The 20,071-nt window shown below is 40.9% G+C and carries 17 protein-coding genes and 3 pseudogenes; 3 read left to right on the top strand and 17 right to left on the bottom strand.

The window, feature by feature from the left end; genetic code table 11:
- Positions 1-52: 52 nt before the first annotated feature.
- Together N8M16_RS07725 and N8M16_RS07720 are read right to left on the bottom strand one after the other, a co-directional pair.
- On the bottom strand, positions 53-649 hold the full coding sequence (locus N8M16_RS07725; RefSeq protein ID WP_261069936.1) for a response regulator transcription factor: 597 nt from the start codon (positions 647-649) through the stop codon (positions 53-55).
- Positions 630-1,358, bottom strand: coding sequence for a sensor histidine kinase (locus N8M16_RS07720; RefSeq protein WP_223339933.1), 729 nt, complete (start codon positions 1,356-1,358; stop codon positions 630-632). The genes N8M16_RS07725 and N8M16_RS07720 overlap by 20 nt, the downstream gene beginning before the upstream one ends.
- Before the next feature lie 534 nt (positions 1,359-1,892).
- Between N8M16_RS07720 and N8M16_RS07715 the strand changes: the two genes are divergently transcribed.
- The gene (locus N8M16_RS07715) at positions 1,893-2,045 is read left to right on the top strand and encodes a hypothetical protein (RefSeq protein WP_020901949.1); all 153 of its coding nucleotides are present in this window, start codon (positions 1,893-1,895) and stop codon (positions 2,043-2,045) included.
- A gap of 239 nt (positions 2,046-2,284) precedes the next feature.
- Here the strand turns inward: N8M16_RS07715 and N8M16_RS07710 are convergent, their stop codons facing one another.
- The 3 genes from N8M16_RS07710 to N8M16_RS07700 all read right to left on the bottom strand — a co-directional run bounded on the left by N8M16_RS07710 (position 2,285) and on the right by N8M16_RS07700 (position 5,286).
- Positions 2,285-4,300: an FtsX-like permease family protein gene (locus tag N8M16_RS07710; RefSeq protein WP_000283298.1), complete on the bottom strand. Its 2,016-nt coding sequence runs from the start codon at positions 4,298-4,300 to the stop codon at positions 2,285-2,287.
- A 12-nt stretch (positions 4,301-4,312) separates the two neighbouring features.
- Positions 4,313-5,047, bottom strand: a complete 735-nt coding sequence (locus N8M16_RS07705) for an ABC transporter ATP-binding protein (RefSeq protein WP_000811489.1) — start codon at positions 5,045-5,047, stop codon at positions 4,313-4,315.
- A 131-nt stretch (positions 5,048-5,178) separates the two neighbouring features.
- On the bottom strand, positions 5,179-5,286 hold the full coding sequence (locus N8M16_RS07700) for a QVPTGV class sortase B protein-sorting domain-containing protein (protein ID WP_115262369.1): 108 nt from the start codon (positions 5,284-5,286) through the stop codon (positions 5,179-5,181).
- A gap of 704 nt (positions 5,287-5,990) precedes the next feature.
- On the opposite strand from N8M16_RS07700, the gene N8M16_RS07685 reads away from it, so the two are divergent.
- Positions 5,991-6,899, top strand: a complete 909-nt coding sequence (locus tag N8M16_RS07685; RefSeq protein ID WP_001222582.1) for a LysR family transcriptional regulator — start codon at positions 5,991-5,993, stop codon at positions 6,897-6,899.
- A gap of 53 nt (positions 6,900-6,952) precedes the next feature.
- On the opposite strand, the gene N8M16_RS07680 is transcribed toward N8M16_RS07685, so the two are convergent.
- From N8M16_RS07680 to miaA, 5 genes are read right to left on the bottom strand one after another with little or no spacing between them, the layout of a single operon-like run.
- On the bottom strand, positions 6,953-7,708 hold the full coding sequence (locus N8M16_RS07680; protein WP_261069935.1) for an SDR family NAD(P)-dependent oxidoreductase: 756 nt from the start codon (positions 7,706-7,708) through the stop codon (positions 6,953-6,955).
- A 20-nt stretch (positions 7,709-7,728) separates the two neighbouring features.
- A complete protein-coding gene (rnz, locus tag N8M16_RS07675; RefSeq protein WP_261069934.1) occupies positions 7,729-8,658 on the bottom strand; it encodes a ribonuclease Z in 930 nt (309 codons plus the stop codon).
- 14 nt (positions 8,659-8,672) lie between these two features.
- Entirely contained in the window at positions 8,673-9,296 is a 624-nt protein-coding gene (locus N8M16_RS07670) for a cystathionine beta-lyase (RefSeq protein WP_045612007.1), read from the bottom strand.
- Entirely contained in the window at positions 9,289-10,527 is a 1,239-nt protein-coding gene (gene hflX, locus N8M16_RS07665) for a GTPase HflX (protein WP_261069933.1), read from the bottom strand. The genes N8M16_RS07670 and hflX overlap by 8 nt, the downstream gene beginning before the upstream one ends.
- Complete coding sequence (gene miaA, locus N8M16_RS07660) at positions 10,520-11,404, bottom strand: tRNA (adenosine(37)-N6)-dimethylallyltransferase MiaA (RefSeq protein ID WP_049502382.1); 885 nt, start codon at positions 11,402-11,404, stop codon at positions 10,520-10,522. Before miaA ends, hflX begins: the two co-directional genes overlap by 8 nt.
- Before the next feature lie 120 nt (positions 11,405-11,524).
- Here miaA and N8M16_RS07655 point away from each other — a divergent pair, with 120 nt between their 5' ends.
- A complete protein-coding gene (locus tag N8M16_RS07655; RefSeq protein WP_001051780.1) occupies positions 11,525-11,695 on the top strand; it encodes a DUF3042 family protein in 171 nt (56 codons plus the stop codon).
- 47 nt (positions 11,696-11,742) lie between these two features.
- Here N8M16_RS07655 and N8M16_RS07650 read toward each other — a convergent pair whose 3' ends face one another.
- From N8M16_RS07650 to N8M16_RS07620, 7 genes and pseudogenes are all read right to left on the bottom strand, one after another.
- The gene (locus N8M16_RS07650) at positions 11,743-12,582 is read right to left on the bottom strand and encodes a thymidylate synthase (protein ID WP_261069932.1); all 840 of its coding nucleotides are present in this window, start codon (positions 12,580-12,582) and stop codon (positions 11,743-11,745) included.
- 52 nt (positions 12,583-12,634) lie between these two features.
- Positions 12,635-13,068: pseudogene (locus tag N8M16_RS07645) on the bottom strand (GTP pyrophosphokinase).
- Between the two features lie 99 nt (positions 13,069-13,167).
- Complete coding sequence (locus N8M16_RS07640) at positions 13,168-14,127, bottom strand: ROK family glucokinase (protein ID WP_020902451.1); 960 nt, start codon at positions 14,125-14,127, stop codon at positions 13,168-13,170.
- Positions 14,128-14,244: 117 nt separating this feature from the next.
- A pseudogene (locus N8M16_RS07635) lies at positions 14,245-14,931 on the bottom strand (excalibur calcium-binding domain-containing protein); the annotation flags it as partial.
- A 49-nt stretch (positions 14,932-14,980) separates the two neighbouring features.
- The gene (locus N8M16_RS07630) at positions 14,981-15,598 is read right to left on the bottom strand and encodes an alpha/beta fold hydrolase (RefSeq protein WP_261067613.1); all 618 of its coding nucleotides are present in this window, start codon (positions 15,596-15,598) and stop codon (positions 14,981-14,983) included.
- A complete protein-coding gene (gene pabB / locus N8M16_RS07625; RefSeq protein WP_024056834.1) occupies positions 15,599-17,320 on the bottom strand; it encodes an aminodeoxychorismate synthase component I in 1,722 nt (573 codons plus the stop codon). It lies immediately after the preceding gene.
- Between the two features lie 184 nt (positions 17,321-17,504).
- Positions 17,505-20,071: pseudogene (locus N8M16_RS07620) on the bottom strand (DUF1542 domain-containing protein); the annotation flags it as partial.

Here is a 20,071-nt window from a genome sequence, read left to right as displayed (position 1 = left end):
ACCACACAAGAAGTATCGCAGAAATTAAAAAAGCTGCATCTTCTGCAACTTTTTAATCTGGTGGAAAATAGCCCAACTGCTCAGCGATATGAATCGCCTCCTGCCTGTTAGCCACTCCTAATTTTGAAAAGATATTGGCCAGGTGATTGTAAACTGTACGTTTACTCACATAGACCTTGTCACAGACATCATCAATAGTCAAGCCATTTCTAACCAGTTCTAGTATCTCGATTTCTCGTGGTGTTAGCACCTCTACCATCACTTCATCTGAAAAGATCTTACCTCCTAGATAAATCTTTTCCAGTTTTTTCACCAACTCATCTGGATCCATACTTTTATCTAGAAATCCATAAGCCCCCATAGCTTTAGCTCGGTGTTCATACATCTTTTTGCTGTATCCCGTCAAAATCACAACCTTACTAGAACAACCATTGTCAATAATCTCTTGTGCCAAGGTCAGCCCATCAGCTTGATACAGACTCGTCAGGTTGATGTCAATCAAAATAATGTCGTAGTCATTAAAAGCAATCTCCGAAATAGTCGAAAAATTATCCACTAACTGGACCTTTTTAATGTTTTCCGATAACTCTAAAATCATCTTGATACTTTGGCTAAATAATTTATGATCATCAATTAACAAAATTTTCATAACACAACTCCTTATCAATCGGGAGAGTAATTTCTACACGAAATCTCTTGTTATTTTCAAAAATCTGCATTTGACCACCTAAAACACTAATTTTATTAGACATATTTTTCAAGCCATAACCTAAGGATTTTTCTGTTTGAAGGCAGTCATTTTCAGAAATGATAAAAAGAGCGTCATCATGCATATCAATCTTCAAAGAAATCCTTCCACCACTAGCGTACTTAACGGCATTGGTCGCCAATTCCTCAACCAGACGATAGGTAATTTTATCGTAAGGAGATAAAAGCCTAAAGTGGACAGGAAACTGTGTGACGACTTCATTTTCTGCGTGATAGCGCTTGACAATCCGATTAATCAGCCCTTGATACTGTATGTCTAACTGCTCGTCTGTTTCTACCATTGGCTGATAATAATCCATCCGCTCACGAATCCGCTGAACCAACTCCTCTGTCACCAGATTGATCTGTTCACCAAAAGCCCGATTGATACTATATTTATTGAAATTTTTTATCGCCATCACATTTTGCAGGATTTCATTGTGAAGAAATTCCGAGAACTGTTGTTCTGTGTCTTCATTTGCCAGCAGACTTTTCACCATGCGGTTACGCTTTAAAAAGAGAACTTTTACATAATCCCTAGCATCTAGCATTTCAGCAGAACGAAAAAGGCGAATCAATTCTTCCGAACAAATCCCGAACAATAGTAACATGATATTCAATACCAAAAAGCTCGTGTTTAAGTCTAGACGAAAGATGATGAAAATGCCTACTAACAAAAACATAAGCAGTAAAAACAAGCGTGAAAAAGCTTTTATATAGGACAATTTCAACTCTGATACCCTTTTTTGAAGAGAGCTGACAATCGTTTTGAAGTGTAAAAAAGCTAAGATACCAAGAATTTCTAGATACCAGACTAGGTTCATCACTCCTGAGCCCCTCGTATTGATATACAAAAAGAAATAAGAAAGAGGCAATATCAAAGCTAATATCCACAAATTTCGTCTCTGATACTTGAGTTTACTTTTCAACTCTTTATGATATAAAATCAGTAAAATCAAGGGAACAAGGTTTAAAAAGAAAGACGCAAACAAGGACAGAAATAAAAAAATTGAAGGACTTAACAGATACGAACTAATGGTGATTAGTGTCAACACAAAGGACACACTCAACAGTTCTTCTCCTATTTTCTCTCCCAGAAAGATAATAGACAGAGAACTATACACCAATAAAAAAGAGTTGAGAGGATGAAGAATATCAAAAAAGTGCAACAGGGTGCTCGCAACTCCTTGATTAAATATGGATTGCCAGCTAATGAGAAACATCATCAGGAGCAACCAAAGTTTCAACTCACTATACCGAAAGGTCACAATATTACAAATATAGCTAAATACAATTAAAGCAATAATCAGCAATAAAACCATCTGCAAGGAAAAATCTGTCGAAAAGTCCAGAGGAATCCTATAATAAATATAAATCATTAAAGCTAGATGATTAAAAATCGTCAACCACCACAATAAAAGTGAGTTTTTCGAGAGCGATTTGACAAACTGTTTCATATGTATCCACTTCCTGAACTACTTTAATATCATTATAACACAATACCAGAATTGTCGGATTGGCAACTCTGGTATTTGACTTAATTTTCAATAATTTGCCAACTTACTCTGTAAGTCACTAGCAAGTAAAGGACAAAGAGTAAAACCGCTACTCCCAGATAGGTGATATCAATAGAAATGCTGGTATTAGCGAAGTTCTCAAAATAGCCCAAAAGAGCGGTACTCAAGGCAAATGCTAGCGGACCTGCGATGACCAGCGGAACCAAGAAATAACTTAGAATCTGTTGCAAAAGAATAGTACGATTTTGCTTCCTCTTATTCCCAAGAAGGTATAAGATTTGATAATCATTTACACTATCCAAAGCACTTGTTGAAGTTTGAAGGGACAAGATACTGAGGGAAATAATGATAAAAATAACACTGACAAAAATCATGACAAAGACAATGACGCCCATAAATCCAAGGTAAACCTCGAAAATACTTCCTTTGGTTTGATAGGTGAACGAATTCAACTCTGCTCCATCACGAGTGAAGTAGTATTTTTCAATCCACTGACTCAAGAATGTTTCTACTTCCCGTTTGTCTATATTTTCCTTGAAATTGGCAACATAGGTCGTGTGGTCTTCCGTCAATCCAACTACTACCTTATCTGGTACAATCAAGGTTCCTGAGTCATTTGTAGTTACTGAAGATAAAAAGTAAACTGTTTCAAGTGGCTTTGAAGAGGCAAGGTTGAGAGAATGACCGTTAATCATGAAGGTTTTGGTCGTTGATAGAAAGTCCTGGATCTGCTTGGCAGTTCCTTTATAATTGGCATTGACTAGAAATTGGTCTTCTGCCAAGTCAATCGCTTTTTTCCCTTGCAGTTTGCGGAGATGATTGTAGGCAGAAATTCCTAAAATCGGTACTTTTGATTCAGGAAGTTTCTTATCATGCTCCCAGAGATTGCTGGTATCAATCAAATCTTTATAAGTTAAATCACTAGAATAGATAGGGCAGCTGTACTCCTCTTTGATGAGGTTAAAGTCAAAGCCATCGGCTTTCAATCTGTCTTTGACAGATTCCTGAGAAAATTGAAACTCTTTACCACGGTAGAGATTGACAGTTACATCATAAGGTGAGTATTTGTTCAGCTCTCGGTTCATAGTCGTATAGGCACTACCACTAAAAACGAGTAAGCTGAGAGCCAGTGTCAAGGTCAAGGATAAGACAGCCAACGTGACCGAATTACTATCAGCTTGTTTTGAAAATTGACGGATTTTAAAAGTGTTTAGTTTGTTATAGTAGGTTTGAGGCAGTTTTCTAAGGGAGACCAAGATAAAATGGCTCAAGGTATTGTAAAATAAAATCACAAAAATCACGAAGATAGATACCAGCAAGATACCCCAGCTTTTCAAGAATGATAGATGATGATAGTCTGAAAAATAGAGAGCACCAAAGCCGATAACAGCTGTCGAAAGAATAAAGAGAAGTACTTGGAGAACTGGCTTGCCTTTTGCCAAGACAGATTTTTTGACCCCATTTTCTTGAATAAGTGCAATGATATTTTGCTTTCTAAAGGCAAGAATGTCCATGACACCTACAATAAAACTGGTTACCAAATAGGAATAAACTAGTAAGATGACAGACTTGCTATCAAAGAAAAGCAGACTACCAAAGTAATTGGCCATGAAAAACTCAGATGCAATCTTAGCTAGAATGACCAGTAAAATCAATCCAAGCAAGAAACCTAGAATCAAGGAAAAGATATTGACCAGCATGGTTTCAAAGAACAGGGTACCGATAATCTGCTTCTTCTTCATTCCCAGCGTTGCATAAAGTCCCAGCTCTTTCTTACGCCGTCCCAGGACAAAGTTTGTGGAATAAACGACGAGAAAGGCAATCGCCGATAGAATCAGATAGGAAAGCAAGCCCATGTACTGACTCATCACCGTCGTCAACATTTCCTTTGCTCCTGATAAACTTTGCATCACTGGATGGCTTGGTAAAGCATTAAAAGCGTAGAGCAAGCTATAAATCAAGGTCAGACTGAAAAAATAGATGGTATAGGTCTGTAAATTTCGAAATACATTTCGTAAAATCAATTTTGGATACATACTCTCCCCCTCCTATCTGGTACGGCTGTAAATCTCTTGCAAATACTGTTCATTAGATAAGCTGTTACGTTCCAAATCATCCATAATCTTTCCATCGCTAAGTAGCACCATCCGTGAAGAGTACTTGGCTGCAGCAGGGGCATGCGTAACCAATAAAATGGTAATACCAAAACTTTTATTGATTTCCTGCAAAAGCGCCATCAGTTTTTCAGAATTGGCAGAGTCCAAGGCTCCTGTCGGCTCATCTGCGATAATCAGTTTAGAATCATCAATCAAGGCTCTAGCAGTTGCCACACGTTGTCGCTGACCACCTGATAACTGATTAGGAAACTTATCTTTTAAGTTTTGGATGGCCAACTTATCCAAAATTTCCTCAATCTTATCCTGATGTTTTTTGATATTTTTCCCCTGAATTTGAAGAGGTAGAACGATATTTTCATAGACCGTCAAGGTTTCCACCAAGTTGTAGGCTTGGAAAATATAGGAAATGTTTTTAGCACGATAGTCAGCTAGTTCATTTTCCTTGGCATGGATGATGTCAAAATCTTCAAATCGAATCTCACCTGATGTTGGTTTATCAATCGTTGAAATACAATTGAGGAGTGTTGTTTTTCCACTACCACTGGCCCCCATAATTGCCAGAAATTCACCTTTTTCAACGGACAAGTTCACATCTGATAAAGCATGAACGATATTATCCCCTTGACCAAATGTTTTCGTTAATCCTGTCACAATAAGCTGTTTCATCATTTCATTCCTCCGTTTCTTTATTACTCTCTCATTATACGGTTCCTTTCAATGTTTGGCATGAGTATTTTGTGCAATATATTCAAGTAATAAAAAAACCGATGCCTTTTTCAGGTATCGGTCGATGTTGATTATTTGCGATCGTTTCTTTTTTTCATAAAGTAAACAATCCCTATGACAACAACTCCTAAGGCCAGTACAGGTGCATAGAATTCTAGTGTTCCAATAATTCCTTCCATTTTATCCTCCTGTCAAAAAATAGAGAGTTTTATCCACAGCGCACGTTTGGCGAAATACATTCATAAGAATATGTAAATCACCAACCACAGCGCCCCTGTGCTGTTAATCTAACAGCCGTACGCCACACAGCAGCGGATTTACCATCTAATTCTTGGCTATTAATTTCCATAATCCAAAGAATCAATCTCAAAGTTGTCTTGTTTTATTTGTATTTCTCCCCGTAAATATAACACCAAATCAAAATGTTGTCAATGTTTTGTAATAAAACACTAGAATTTTCCTTTTGTTTTATCTAACAGCGAACATTATTTGTCGTACACTCATAGAAACAGGTGAAACACAATCCACAGCGGCCTGCTAGTGTCATTTTAAAAGCTGTGTACCACTAGCTTGTAATTTCCCGAAAAGTTCTTGGTTTTCAACCTCGAAACTTAGAGAATCAATCTCTGGACGACTTGTATTTTTAGCCATAAGGTTACTTCCTTCTTTTAGATGATCATCTTTACAGTAACTAGTATAAACTCTAGTATTGGATAAGTAATGAGTAAATCGTGCAAATTTCTTATTTTCGAGTAAAATTTTTAATCTTATTTACTAAATGGTTTAAAAATTTCTTCTTAACTACTTTACAGAGACTCACACACTCCCCCTGATTTTCCTATCTTCTTTGGCGATTCTGACGCAAGTGTGGTACAATAAAAACATGAGAATTCAACAATTACACTATATTATCAAAATCGTCGAGACTGGCTCCATGAATGAGGCAGCTAAGCAACTCTTTATCACTCAACCGAGTCTTTCCAACGCTGTGAGAGATTTGGAAAATGAAATGGGCATTGAGATCTTTATCCGCAACCCCAAGGGCATCACCTTGACCCGTGATGGGATGGAGTTCCTCTCTTATGCCCGTCAGGTTGTCGAGCAGACCCAGCTTTTGGAAGAACGCTATAAAAATCCTGTCGCCCACCGCGAACTCTTTAGCGTTTCCTCCCAGCACTATGCCTTTGTAGTCAATGCCTTTGTTTCTCTACTCAAGAAAAGTGATATGGAGAAATACGAGCTCTTCCTTCGTGAAACTCGTACTTGGGAGATTATCGACGACGTCAAGAACTTCCGTAGTGAGGTCGGTGTCCTATTTTTTAACAGCTACAACCGTGATGTTTTAACGAAAATGCTGGATGACAACCACCTGCTGGCTCACCATCTCTTTACCGCGCAACCGCATATCTTTGTCAGCAAGACCAATCCTCTGGCAAAGAAAGACAAGGTCAAACTATCTGATTTGGAGAACTTCCCTTACCTCAGCTATGATCAAGGAACTCATAACTCCTTCTACTTTTCAGAAGAGATTCTCTCGCAGGAATACCACAAAAAATCTATCGTAGTCAGCGACCGTGCTACCCTCTTTAATCTCTTGATTGGTTTGGATGGTTATACCATTGCGACAGGTATTTTGAACAGCAACCTCAACGGAGACAATATCGTTTCTATCCCACTGGATATTGATGACCCCATTGAGCTGGTCTATATCCAGCATGAAAAAACCAGCCTATCTAAGATGGGCGAACGCTTTATCGACTATCTACTAGAAGAAGTCCAGTTTGATAGTTGAAAAATAATAAGAACCAATATGTAGGCTAGCAACAACCTGCACATTGGTTCTTTTTACTTATAATTAAAAGTTTCCCCTGCCAACTTATCTGCTAGCTTGGGAAAGAGAGTATAAAACTTATGGGCTAGGTTCAACAAAATCGGGAGGTTGAGTTCTCGTTTGTTTTTTCCTATAATCTTGACAATCTTTTTAGCCACTGCATCTGGTTCTAACAAGAAACGGTCAACCGACTTAAGATAAGTCCCATCTGGGTCCGCTTGGTCAAAAAATCCTGTTCGGATTGGTCCTGGATTGATCGTCGTTACATAAACACCGTAGGACATAAGTTCGAGGCGTAACGCATTTGAAAAACCAATGACCGCAAACTTGGTTGCTGAGTAAAGGCTGGACTTGCCAGTAGCGATCAGACCTGCCATGCTGACGATATTGATGATATGGCCTTTTCGGCTTTCCTTCATACGAGCAGCAAGGCGACGAGATAGATTCATCAAGGCAAAGGTATTGACCTCGAACATCTGGTGAATATCTTGGTCAGAAATCTGGTCAAATTCCTCGAAAATCCCGTAACCAGCGTTGTTAATCAAGACATCAATCTTGCCATAGCGGAGATAGAGGTCTGCTACCAGAGTTTCTAAGGATGAATCATCGGTAATGTCGATTTCAATCAATTCTGCATGGGGATGATTTCCGTAGAGTTGAGCTAATTTTTCCCTATCTCGACCAAGCAAGATGAGCTGGTCTTCTGGTAAAAGTTTGACCATTTCTTGAGCTAGACCACCGCTAGCTCCGGTAATGAAAATAGTAGGCATACTTATCCTTCCTCAATCTTTTAGATTTCCACTTCTTCCAAGTCTTTGACCACATGCACATTTTCAAAAATTGTGGCAGCGTCTTTCTTGAGCTTGCTGATATCTTTTGAGAGAAAACGGGCACTGATATGGTTGAGCAGGAGTCGTTTGGCACCTGCTTCTACTGCTACTTGTGCAGCTTGCATGTTAGTAGAGTGGCCATGGTTACGAGCAATTTTTTCATCACCCTTGCCATAAGTCGATTCATGGACAAGGACATCGGCATTGACAGCCAGACGCACACTAGCATTGGTTTTTCGGGTGTCACCCAGAATGGTGATAATCTTACCTGGACGTGGCGCTGAGATATAGTCAGCTGCCTTGATTTCTCTACCATCTTCTAGAACAACATTCTGACCATTTTTGATTTTTCCAAAAAGTGGGCCAAATGGGACACCCGCAGCCTTGAGTTTTTCAGCATCCAGCGTTCCTTCCAATTCCTTTTGCATGACACGATAACCAACACAGAAAATAGTGTGGTCCAGCTCCTCTGCATACACTGTGAATTTATCGGTCTCAAGGATTTTTCCTAAAGAATCTTTGTCAAACTCATGAAAATGAATACGGTAAGGCAGGCGCGAACCTGACACACGAAGGCTGGTTAAGACAAATGACTTGATTCCTTGCGGTCCATAGATTTCCAAATCTGTCTGCTCTTCATTGGCTTGAAAGGCACGACTCGAAAGGAAACCTGGTAGGCCAAAGATGTGGTCTCCATGTAGGTGGGTAATAAAGATTTTGCTGACCTTCCGTGGTCGAATTGTGGTTTCTAAAATACGATTTTGTGTTCCTTCACCACAGTCAAAGAGCCAGACTTCATTAATCTCATCCAAAAGTTTCAAAGCAAGACTTGATACGTTGCGGGCTTTAGAGGGCTGACCAGCCCCCGTTCCTAAAAATTGAATATCCATTCGATACTTTCTAATTAATCAATATATAACATGGCTGTGCGGTTTTCCGATCGGAAATAGCGCTTGCCAGAAAAAACTGTGGCTTCTTGTAATAACTCCTCTTGGCTGTAACCTTTAAGACGCTTGCGACCATCAGCCAAGCTTTCCAAATCAGTCAAAGCTGTGAGACTCTCCATGCTAACAACTTCTTCATCTCCAACAGCCTTCATGTAAATCTTGCCAGACTCTTCAAAGACCAGTTGATGGGGGAAAATTTGCGCAATCTCAAAGAGTAAGTCATCCGAGATCTTCTCCTTATTTTCAGAGAAAATTCGACCCAGTCCCTCACTCTCATAACAAAAACCAAAGGATTTACCAGACAGATTAAGACGAATAAAAGGCTTATTTTCTAGGGTGAAACTCGGCTCAGTATTATAAAGATTCAGTTCTTGACTGAGTTCCACAAAATAATCCGTCGCAGCCTCAGGACTTTTTTTCTGGTAGAGTTCTGCAAAGTAAGCATTGACCACGCTGGGCGGAGGTGTGATCAGTGCCAACTGCTCTTGCTCTGTTTTACCAGCTAGAAGCTGATCTAGATAGACCTTGTCCAGACTTGTATAGCCCCCATATTTTAGAGCCAACGTTTTAATATCAGTCATAAAATTCTTCTAACCTCCATTTGTTTTTCTCAGAAATGTAGCCTGTAATCACTTCGCCGTCTTCCTGATAATCACGTTCTTCAAGAATCGCAACACTTTCTAAATCATGAATCTTGTAAGATTTTGAAAAAGGCACGCGCAGGGTAAAAGATTCAAAAATATCCTTGATTTTCTCTAAAAATAGTGCCTGCAAATTCTCACGACTATCCTCAGACTTGGCAGAAATGAGGGCATAGGGCGTTTGGGTCGGCGTAAAATCCTCCACCAAATCCGCTTTATTATAAAGTGTCAGAAGAGGAATATCTTCCATGTCCAGATCTTTCATGATGGATAGAACTGTTTTTTCATGCTCCTCATGGTAAGGATTGCTGGCATCGATAACATGAACCAGAAGGTCTACATGCTTGCTTTCTTCCAAGGTTGACTTGAAACTGGACACCAACTCTGTCGGCAAATCTTGGATAAAGCCCACGGTATCTGTCAAAGTTACTTGGAGATTGCCTCCCAGATGGATACTCTTAGTCGTCGCATCTAGAGTCGCAAAGAGCTCGTCCGCTTCATACTGGGTCTTACTAGTCAAGGTGTTCATGATAGTTGATTTCCCAGCATTGGTATAACCAATCAAACCAATCTTAAAGGTGCTGGACTCCAAACGTTTTTCTCTGACAGTCGCCCGATTTTTCTCAACAACCTTGAGCTGGCGCTCGATATCCGTGATTTGATTGCGAACACTACGACGGTTCAATTCTAGCTGGCTTTCACCAGGTCCCCGAGAACCAATTCCCCCTGCCTGACGACTGAGCATAATCCCCTGACCAACCAAACGAGGCAAGAGGTATTTGAGCTGGGCTAGGTGGACTTGGAGCTTCCCTTCATGGCTTCGAGCTCGCATGGCAAAGATATCCAAAATCAACTGCATACGGTCAATGACCTTAACACCCAGAACTTCTTCTAAATTGACATTTTGCCTTGGTGTCAAACGGTTGTTGACGATGACAGTGGTAATTTCTTCTGCATCCACCATGAGCGCAATTTCTTCTAACTTACCAGAGCCGACGAAGGTCTTGGAATCATACTTTTCACGTTTTTGTCTGTAGCTATCGACTACGACTGCCCCAGCTGTCTTAGCTAGACTGGCCAATTCTTCCATAGAGAGATCAAAATTGTCCATGCCCTGCAATTCTACACCAATCAGCAGAACCCGTTCCTCTTTTTTCTCCGTTTCAATCATCTAAAAACTCCTCTATCTGGCTTAAAATGCGATCTTTTACACCAGTTTCTCCAATCTGATAAAAGGTCACCTGCATGCGATTACGGAACCAGGTCAACTGACGTTTGGCAAAACGACGAGTCGCCTGTTTGAGACTCTCACTAGCATCCTCCAAGGTCTGCTCTCCACGGAAGTAAGGAAAGAGTTCCTTGTAACCAATCCCTTTAGCAGCCTGCACATCTGGATAATGGTCAAACAACCACTTAGCTTCGTCTAGAAGTCCAGCTTCAAACATCAGGTCCACTCGGTGATTGATACGCTCATAAAGCTGACTGCGCTCATCGTCCAAGCAGATAATCAGCGGTTCATATAGACTCTCTTTATTTTCCAAATCCTGACCAAAATGGGCAATTTCCAAGGCACGCATCGCACGACGACGATTAAACTGGGGAATCTCAAGGTCTGCTTGCTCCACCAAATGGGCTAATTCCTCATCTGAATATGGCTCCAAACTAGCTCGATAAGCTAAAATCTCCTCATGAGGAGTCTCACCACCTAGGTGGTAGCCTTCAAGCAAGCTCTGGATATAAAGCCCAGTCCCACCAGCAATAATAGCTAGCTTGCCACGGCTTTGAATATCCTCAATAGCCTTCTTAGCTTCTGAAACAAAATCAAAAGCCGAGTAAGACTCGGTTACCTCTCTAACATCGATTAAATGATGAGGAACAGCTGCCTGCTCTTCTGGACTAGCCTTAGCCGTCCCTATATCCAGACCTCGATAGACTTGCTGGCTATCTCCACTAACCACTTCGCCATTAAAACGCTTTGCAACTTCAATGGCAAGGGCTGTTTTTCCAACAGCAGTCGGTCCAACGATCACAATTATTTTTGTTTTCATCTTTTTTCCTTGAAAAATTCCCATTTTTTCGTTACTATTATTATAACACAAAAAGGTCAGTCAGAAAAATGTGACCTCTTGAGGAGGCTGGCTGATTAAGAAGATAAAGGAGGAAGACTCATGGCTAAAGGATTTGCTAAAGGTCTTGTAACAGGTGTCGCAGGAACTGTCGCTGCAGTTGCAGGTGCAGTATACGCATTTAAAAAGAAAGTGATTGAACCAGAAGAGCAAAAAGCAGCTTTCATCGAAGAAAACCGTAAAAAAGCAGCTCGTCGCCGCGTATCACGTTAAGAAACAAAAGAAGTTGGGATTATTCTCAACTTCTTTTTTCTATTCTTTTAAATAGCTAGATCAAACTTCAACTGCGGCTTGACCGGGTCATAATCTACCAACTCAAAATCTTCTGCTTTGATATCAAAGAAATTGGTCTTATCTGGCACATTTAAAACCAAACGTGGTTGGCAGTTTGACGGCTCACGACGGAGTAATTCCTCTGCTTGTTCAAATTGATTGTCATAGATATGGAGGTTGTTGATAAAGTAGAAGAACTTCCCAACCTTCCAGCCGAAATGCTTGGCAATCATCATTTGAAGAGACACATACTGCATAGCATTGATGTGGTGGGCCACCAGCATATCATTAGAACGCTGGGTCAAGGTCGCATCCAAATAAATTTCCCCATCTACACGGCGGACATCAAACATGGTCTGAAAAGCGCACGGGAGCAGCCCATCTGTTTCTTCGAAAGCTTGGTAATCCCAGAGCGAAATGATATTGCGGCGGTTCCAAGGGTTGGCTTCCAACTGCTTGAGAATCTTATTGATGATATCGTGTTTCTTAACAACGGCACCATAGCGCTCACCGATGGTTCCCGTATCTCCCACTTCCCAGTCATTCCAGTAGTGAACATTGTACTTGTCATTAAGCACGTCTAGGCTATTTGACTGGTCTTGGTAAATCCAGAGCACTTCCTTGATGGCGGATTTGATAGCGATAGGGCGTAAAGTTGTAATGGGGAATTCCCCCTTGGCCAAGTCATACTCGGCAAATGCACCCGTTACATACTTGGAGTTGGCAACTGTCCCATCCTTGTACTTGGGACGGGCCTGCTCAGAAAAGACACCGTCTTTGAGGATTCGTTCAATATTTTCTTTAAAAATAATATCTGCTTTTGTCATTCTCTCTCACCTCATTTATTGTCCTAACTAGTATAGCATAAAAAAAGCTTTTCTACATTCTCAGATAATCAATAGCTTTCTTGTATTTTTCAAATCGTTCCAGATCCTTTTCAGTAATTGTAGCTAGTCTAGATAAATCTGAATTATGTTTCAAATCTGCTAATTTGACACAACGTGCTATAGGATTCGATTTAACAAGTTCCAAATATTGTTGATAATCTTGTCCCTTTTTCTTGGTCAGTACCTGCACTGCAGTAACAACAGTCTCTGGTAAACCAGCCAATATTAGTTCTTCTACTGTATAAGGGCTATCTTCAAGAACATCGTGCAATAGAGCGACTGCCTTTTCTTCTTGCGTATCGACCAGACTTGCTACAAAAAGAGGGTGTTTGATATAAACTACTCCAGCCTTATCATATTGTCCCTCATGTGCTTTTTTGCAATGGACAAAGCCAATTCAAACATGGATTGTTCTGACTTATTCATTTAAAATCTCCTTTCTAAAATCAAAAAGTTAAGAGTTATATTTACAATTATGATCTTGAAAAAGAGCCTGATGAATCACCAAGCTCTGTCATTTTTATTTTATTGCAATACAAGTGATGCTGCTCCGATAACTCCAGCGTCATTTCCTAGAGTTGCAAGAGCTAGTTTAGTTGTTGTGCGTACTTGTGGGAAGGTATTTTCGTCGTAAACCTTTTGAACACCTTGTAGAAGGAATTCTCCTGCAGCTGACACACCGCCACCGATAACGATTGTTGATGGGTTTAGGATTGAGCCAATGTTAGCACAAGCGATTCCCAAGTAACGTGAGAAATTACGGTAAACGATCAAAGCAAGATCGTCTCCTTCTTTTGCCAAATCAAAGACAGTCTTAGCAGTTACTTCTTCTCCATTATCAATCAAGCGTTTCAAGGCTGCATCACCTTCGTATTCGTCGGCATAACGACGAGTCAAGTTGACAATACCTGTTGCTGAAGCAACTGTCTCAAGGCAACCTTTCTTACCGCAAGTACATGCGATTGGTTGGTCAAAGTCAACAGTGATGTGGCCAAGCTCACCTGCTGCACCAGCAACACCGTGAAGCAATTTGCCTTCTGCGACGATACCGCCACCAACACCTGTACCAAGTGTCATAAAGACAACGTCTGGTTGGTTATCACCAGCCCCCATCCAACGTTCACCAAGAGCTGCTACGTTGGCATCATTATCGATGAAAAATGGAATGCCCAAGGCTTTTTCAATCTTTTCTTTAATCGGTTGAAGGGTTTTCCAGTTGAGGTTGTAGGCACCGATAACAGTTCCTTTTTCACGGTCAACCACACCAGGTGATCCCATTCCAATACCTTGGAAGTCTGCTGCTGCCAATCCAAGCAAGTCCAAACGATGTTGAATAGACTCAATCATATCATCTACGATATGACTTCCCTCATCCAAAATGTTGGTCTTGATAGACCATTTTTCTTGGATTTCTCCTGCTGTTGTCAAGATTGCAAATTTGATAGAAGTTCCACCAAGGTCAATCCCAATAATCTTTTGACTCATCATATTCTCCTTTTTCATTATGAATTAATTGAAAATGCTTACAGTACTAGTATAACAAATTTTAGTTGCTTATGCAAAGGTTTGCATTAACTTTCTGGATTTTATCCTGACTTATGGTTTCCAGAGACCTGAAGCATCTACATAATAACGGCCTCCATCAACTCGCTCATTTTTAGCCATTTTACCATCTGATTTCAAATAGTAGTTTTCTTGCCATGCATTGCGAGCATAAGAACCATCTGATTTCAAGTAATACCAGGCTTGGTAAGAAGAGTCATAAAGCCACTCACCTTGTGCCATTTTACCGTTTGATTTAAGGTAATAATCTCCTTGCCATGCATTCTTTGCATAAGATCCATCTGATTTCAAATAATACCAAGCTTGATAGTAAGAATCATAAATCCATTCGCTCTGTGCCATTTTACCATCTGATTTCAAGTAATAGTTTCCCTGCCATGCATTTTTCACTGGATTTCCATTTTCATCAAAATAGTACCAAGCGCCATCCTGCTCAACCCAACCACTTGTTGTTGCTGAACTTGTGTTAGTTTGAGCCACCGTTGATTGTTTTGCTTTGAAAGCACCCTTAGGAGCATTCTTCAATTCACAAGCTACACCATCATGGTCTCGGTCTAACTTGGCAGAATATCCTGGTTCTCCCTCGTGAATATCCGAGTATCCATTCGCCCAAGCTTCCTTACAACTAGAAAAATGAACGTTTTCTTCTGCTAACACAGGTTGTGAAAACAAGGCTAAAGCTGGCAGGGTAGCCAGACTCATTTTTAAAAATAGACGTTTGTTCATTTCTTTCTCCCATAATTATGATATCGTTTTCAATATTATTTTATCAAACTTATTTCAGCAATTCAAGGAAACTTCTGGTATTTTCTACAAACTCCTTTGGTTTAGCTTCATTCAAGACATGAGGACCATCTGGTATAATCTGAAATTGAGATTCTGATATTAGTTTATGAAGACTTCTCATAGAACTAAGATTCGGTTTATCTTTGCTGCCACAAATTAGTAAGGTTGGATAAGGACAAGTTCTTGATATATCAGTTAAATCAAGTGTCTTCAATTCCTCAGAAACTCCGACCATAAAAGCCTTGTCTGCTCCCTGTTTTTCAAATACTTTTTTGGGAAGTAGTTTAAAAATCATCAACTGAAGATAAAATAGGATATTACCAGACAGTTTAAGTGGACATCCTGATAGAACCAAAGCTCGGAGATTTGATAAATCGTAACTAGATAGTTCTAATGCCAGGGCAGCACCTAAGGACAATCCAACCAAAATAAAAGGTTCTGTCTCTTGAGCTAGATGCTGATAAACTCGCTCTTTAGCTTGTTGATAGTTGCTAACTCCAGAAGGAAATAACTCAATAGCCTCAGAAGGATAATCTGTCAGTAGATTCCGAACTTCTTTCCAACTATCTGCTGACTGACCTAGGCCATGTAAAAATATTAATTTCATTTAGTTCTCCCTTACTGACAACTCATACAAGCCCCTGACTGCATTACAGCCGTAAATAGCTTCTGCTCGGGCTAAGTCTTTTAAAGTCAAGACTCTCTCTTCTACCTGTCCTGTTTCCAGCAAGAGCTGACGGTAAATTCCTGGCAAGATTCCCAGTCGGATAGGCGGTGTGTAGAGTTTCCCAGAAATTTTCAGAACCAAATTTCCGATAGAGGTTTCAAGAAGTTCTCCAGACTTATTATGGTAAATGATCTCTTGCTCCCCTATGCTCAAATGCGGTCGGTGAGTCGTTTTGAAGTAGATAAAGGCTTGTTGCAAATTGGCTTCCTGAAGGCAAAGTTTGGCCTGACAAAAACTTGGACTAAGAGCTGTTAATACTTGACGATCTACTTCTATCTCTCCAGACTTGTCGAGAGAAATATGCAAGCGGTAATCTTGATTAGCATCACAAGCCTGACACTCTTCCTCTATCTTTTGTTTCAAGTTTTCTGAATCAAATGGAAAGGCAAAATACCGACTAGCTTTTCTCAGCCTTTCTATATGTTGTTCTTCAAACAGCAAGTTCTTCTGGCTGATTTTCCCTGTAGTAATCAGTTTGAAACGAGCTTGTTTACGATAAAGAACTGCCGCCTTTTGATGAACCTCACGGTATTCAGACTCCCAAGTGCTATCCCATGTAATGCCTCCGCCAACTCCATAGATGGCTTTCCCTTGATGCAGTTGAATGGTCCGAATAGCAACATTGAAAATTCGTCGTCCATTTGGAAGCAGGAGACCAATCGTTCCACAGTAGACTCCGCGCGGTTGTGGCTCCAAGTCCTTGATGATTTCCATAGTCGCAATTTTCGGAGCTCCCGTTATGGAACCACAAGGAAATAGAGAACGGAATATCTCTACAAGGTCAACATCCTCTCGCAACCAACTCTTGATGGTCGAAGTCATCTGCCAAACCGTTGAATACTGTTCCACTTGGCAAAGACGCTCTACATGCTCACTCCCCACCTCAGAAATACGGTTCATGTCATTGCGCAAGAGGTCCACAATCATCATATTTTCAGAGCGATTTTTAGAATCCTGCTCCAACCAACTGGCCTGTTCAAGATCTTCTTGGTCAGTTACCCCACGCTGAGTCGTTCCCTTCATTGGTCGTGTTGTCAACTCGCGGTCATTTTGCTCAAAAAAGAGTTCTGGACTCATGGAAATCACTGCCATCTCGTCATGTTCAACATAAGCATTGTAGCCCGCCTCCTGCTCTACTACCATACGATTGTAGATGGCAAAAGGATTGGCACTTAATTTTTGCTTGAGTTGGACGGTGTAGTTGACCTGATAGGTGTCCCCCTGCCGCAAATGATGGTGAATCTGAGCAATCGCCTTTTCATAATCTGCTTCAGACGTCACTTCCTGCCAATTTGAAGGCAAATCAACCTCATCATAAGTCAGGGGAATAGGAGATGTCTCCACCCTATCGTGAACAGTAAAGTAAAGCAAATACTCGTCCAGTAAAGGAGCTTTATGAACTGCTAATTTCTCCTCAAAAGCAGGTGCAGCCTCGTAGCTGACATAGCCCACCACATAGTAGCCTTGCTCTTGGTAGCTTTCCACTTGTACCAGCAAATCTGCCACTTCTGCTACATTTCTCGTTTTCAACTCTTTAATAGGCTGGGTAAAGGTGTATCTCTCGCCCAAAGCCCTAAAATCAATCACTGTTTTTCTATGCATATCTTAAGTATAGCACAAAATAAGAAAACCCTCATCCGCAAAGCAGATGAGATTGTTTTTAGTCCCGTCACGTATCTTCTGATTAGAGAAAAAACTCTCCTAGTAGCTATTTTGCTCTAGGAGAGTTTTAAGAATAATATTATCTACTTAGTCTCAAAAAAGGAGTTGCAACTGTTAGAAATCGTTACTGATTTTCTAATTTGTCTTCTTCATCTTCTTTTCGACGACGAGCAATAAGACCAAAACCAAGTATCGCACTAGCTGTTGCTGCAACAATTGCTGTTATGGATTCTGTTGTACCTGTATTTGGCAATTCTCTAGCCACTACACGCTGATTAGTAGCTACTTGCTGATTCTCATTTTCAAGTTGTGAGATAGTAGATGCTACACTATCTTTCACTTTAGCTTTGGCTTCATCAGTTTTCAATACTTGGTCTATTGCTTGTTTTTCCTGTGGTTTTTCTTTAGAAGTTGGATTAGCTGAGTTTACATGAACTCCAGCACTTGCTCCAACTGCCGGTCTAATTTGTGCAATCGGATTGACTGAGTTCACTTCCTCAATACCAGTTGACTTAGCTTGGTCGACTGTTGCATTCGTTGTTGCTTTGTCGATGGCTGCTTTCGCTGCGTCAGCTTTAGCTTTCGCGTCTGCTTTGGCTGCAGTTTTCTCTTCATCTGTTAAGTCTGTACGTCCGTCTATCTCGGCAGTCTTAGCTTTAAGAACTTCGTCGATGGATTTCTTAGCTTCTGACTTTGCTACTGCGTCTGGATTTACATTATTTACTTCTCTTGTTCCAGTCACCTTAGCTTGTTCTACTTCCGCATTTGTTGTTGCGTTGTCGATTGCAGTCTTCGCTGCGTCAGCTTTTGTTTTTGCTTCTGCCTTAGCCCCAATTTTCTCTTCTTCTGTTAAGTCTGTGCGAGAGTCTATCTCGGAAGTCTTAGCTTTAAGCGCTTCGTCGATGGATTGCTTAGCTTCCGTCTTCGCTACTGCCTCTGGGTTTACTGAAGTCACTGCTGTGATTCCAGTTGCCTTAGATTGGTCGACTTCTGCATTCTTTGTTGCTTTATCTATGGCTGATTTTGCTGCGTCAGCCTTATCTTTTACTTCTGCTTTAGCCGCGGTTTTCTCTTCGTCTGTTAAGTCTGTACGAGAGTCGATTTCATCAGTCTTAGATTTAAGCGCTTCGTCGATGGCTTGCTTAGCTTCTGTCTTCGCTACTGCCTCTGGGTTTACTGAAGTCACTGCTGTGATTCCAGTTGACTTAGATTGGTAGACTTCTGCATTCGTTGTTGCTTTATCTATGGCTGATTTTGCTGCGTCAGCTTTGGCTTTTGCATCTGCTTTGGCTGCAGTTTTCTCTTCATCTGTTAAGTCTGTACGAGCATCAATTTCGGCAGTCTTAGCTTTCAAAGCATCGTCGATGGCTTGCTTAGCTTCTGTCTTCGCTACTGCTTCTGGATTTACTGAAGTGACTTCTAAAGTTCCGTTAGTTTTAGCTTGGTCGACTGCTGCATTCGTTGTTGCTTTGTCGATGGCTTCTTTTGCTGCGTCAGCCTTAGCTTTTGCTTCTGACTTAGCAGCAGCTTTCTCTTCATCTGTTAAGTCTGTACGTGCGTCGATTTCGTCGTTCTTAGCCTTCAGAGCTTCGTCGATGGCTTGCTTAGCTTCTGTCTTAGCCACTGCACCTGGATTTACTGAAGTGACTTCTGCAATTCCAGTTGACTTTGCTTGGTCAACTTCTGCATTGGTTGTCGCTTTATCGATAACTTCTTTTGCTGCGTCGGCCTTAGCTTTTGCTTCTGACTTAGCAGCAGTTTTCTCTTCGTCTGTTAAATCTGTACGAGCGTCTATCTCGTCGTTCTTAGCTTTTAGGGCATCATCGATGGCTTGCTTAGCTGCTGTCTTAGCTTCTGGTTGTGGATCTACTGCTTTTACTTCTGTTATTCCAGTCACCTTAGCTTGTTCTACCTCCGCATTTGTTATTGCGTTGTCGATGGTTGCTTTCGCTGCGTCAGCTTTGGCTTTTGCATCTAATTTAGCCACAGTTTTCTCTTCGTCTGTTAAGTCTGTACGTGCGTCTATCTCAGCACTCTTAGCTTTAAGAGCTTCATCGATGGCTTGTGCTTAGCTTCCGTCTTCGCTACTGCTGCTGGAGTCACTGAAGCTACACTTGCTGCCCCATCGTTTTTAACTTGAGTTACTGCATCGTTTGTTGTTGCGTTGTCGATTGCAGTCTTCGCTGCGTCAGCTTTTGTTTTCGCGTCTCCCTTAGCTGCAGTTTTCTCCTCATCTGTCAAGTCTGTACGAGCGTCTATCTCATCAGTCTTAGCTTTCAAAGCTTCGTCGATGGATTGCTTAGCTGCTGACTTAGTCAACGCCTCTGGATTGACTGAAGTGACTTCTGTTGTTCCAGTCACCTTAGCTTGTTCTACTTCTGCATTTGTTGTTGCGTTGTCGATGGCTTGCTTAGCTGCGTCAGCTTTCGCTTTTGCGTCTTCCTTAGCTTTGGCTTTTTCTTCTGCTGTTAAATCGTTATTGGCATCAATTGCGTCGGTCTTAGCTTTCAATGCATCATCGATAGCTTGTTTTGCCGCTGGCTTCGCTTGCGCTGTTGGATTTACTGAAGCTATACTTGCTGCCCCATCGTTTTTAGCTTGAGTTACTACATCGTTTGTTGTTGCGTTGTCGATGGCTTGCTTAGCTGCGTCAGCTTTCGCTTTTGCGTCTTCCTTAGCTTTGGCTTTTTC

It is taken from the genome of Streptococcus mitis, assembly GCF_946188375.1.
Classification (GTDB): Bacteria; Bacillota; Bacilli; order Lactobacillales; family Streptococcaceae; genus Streptococcus; species Streptococcus mitis_CX.
This window is presented reverse-complemented; position numbering and strand designations above follow the sequence as displayed.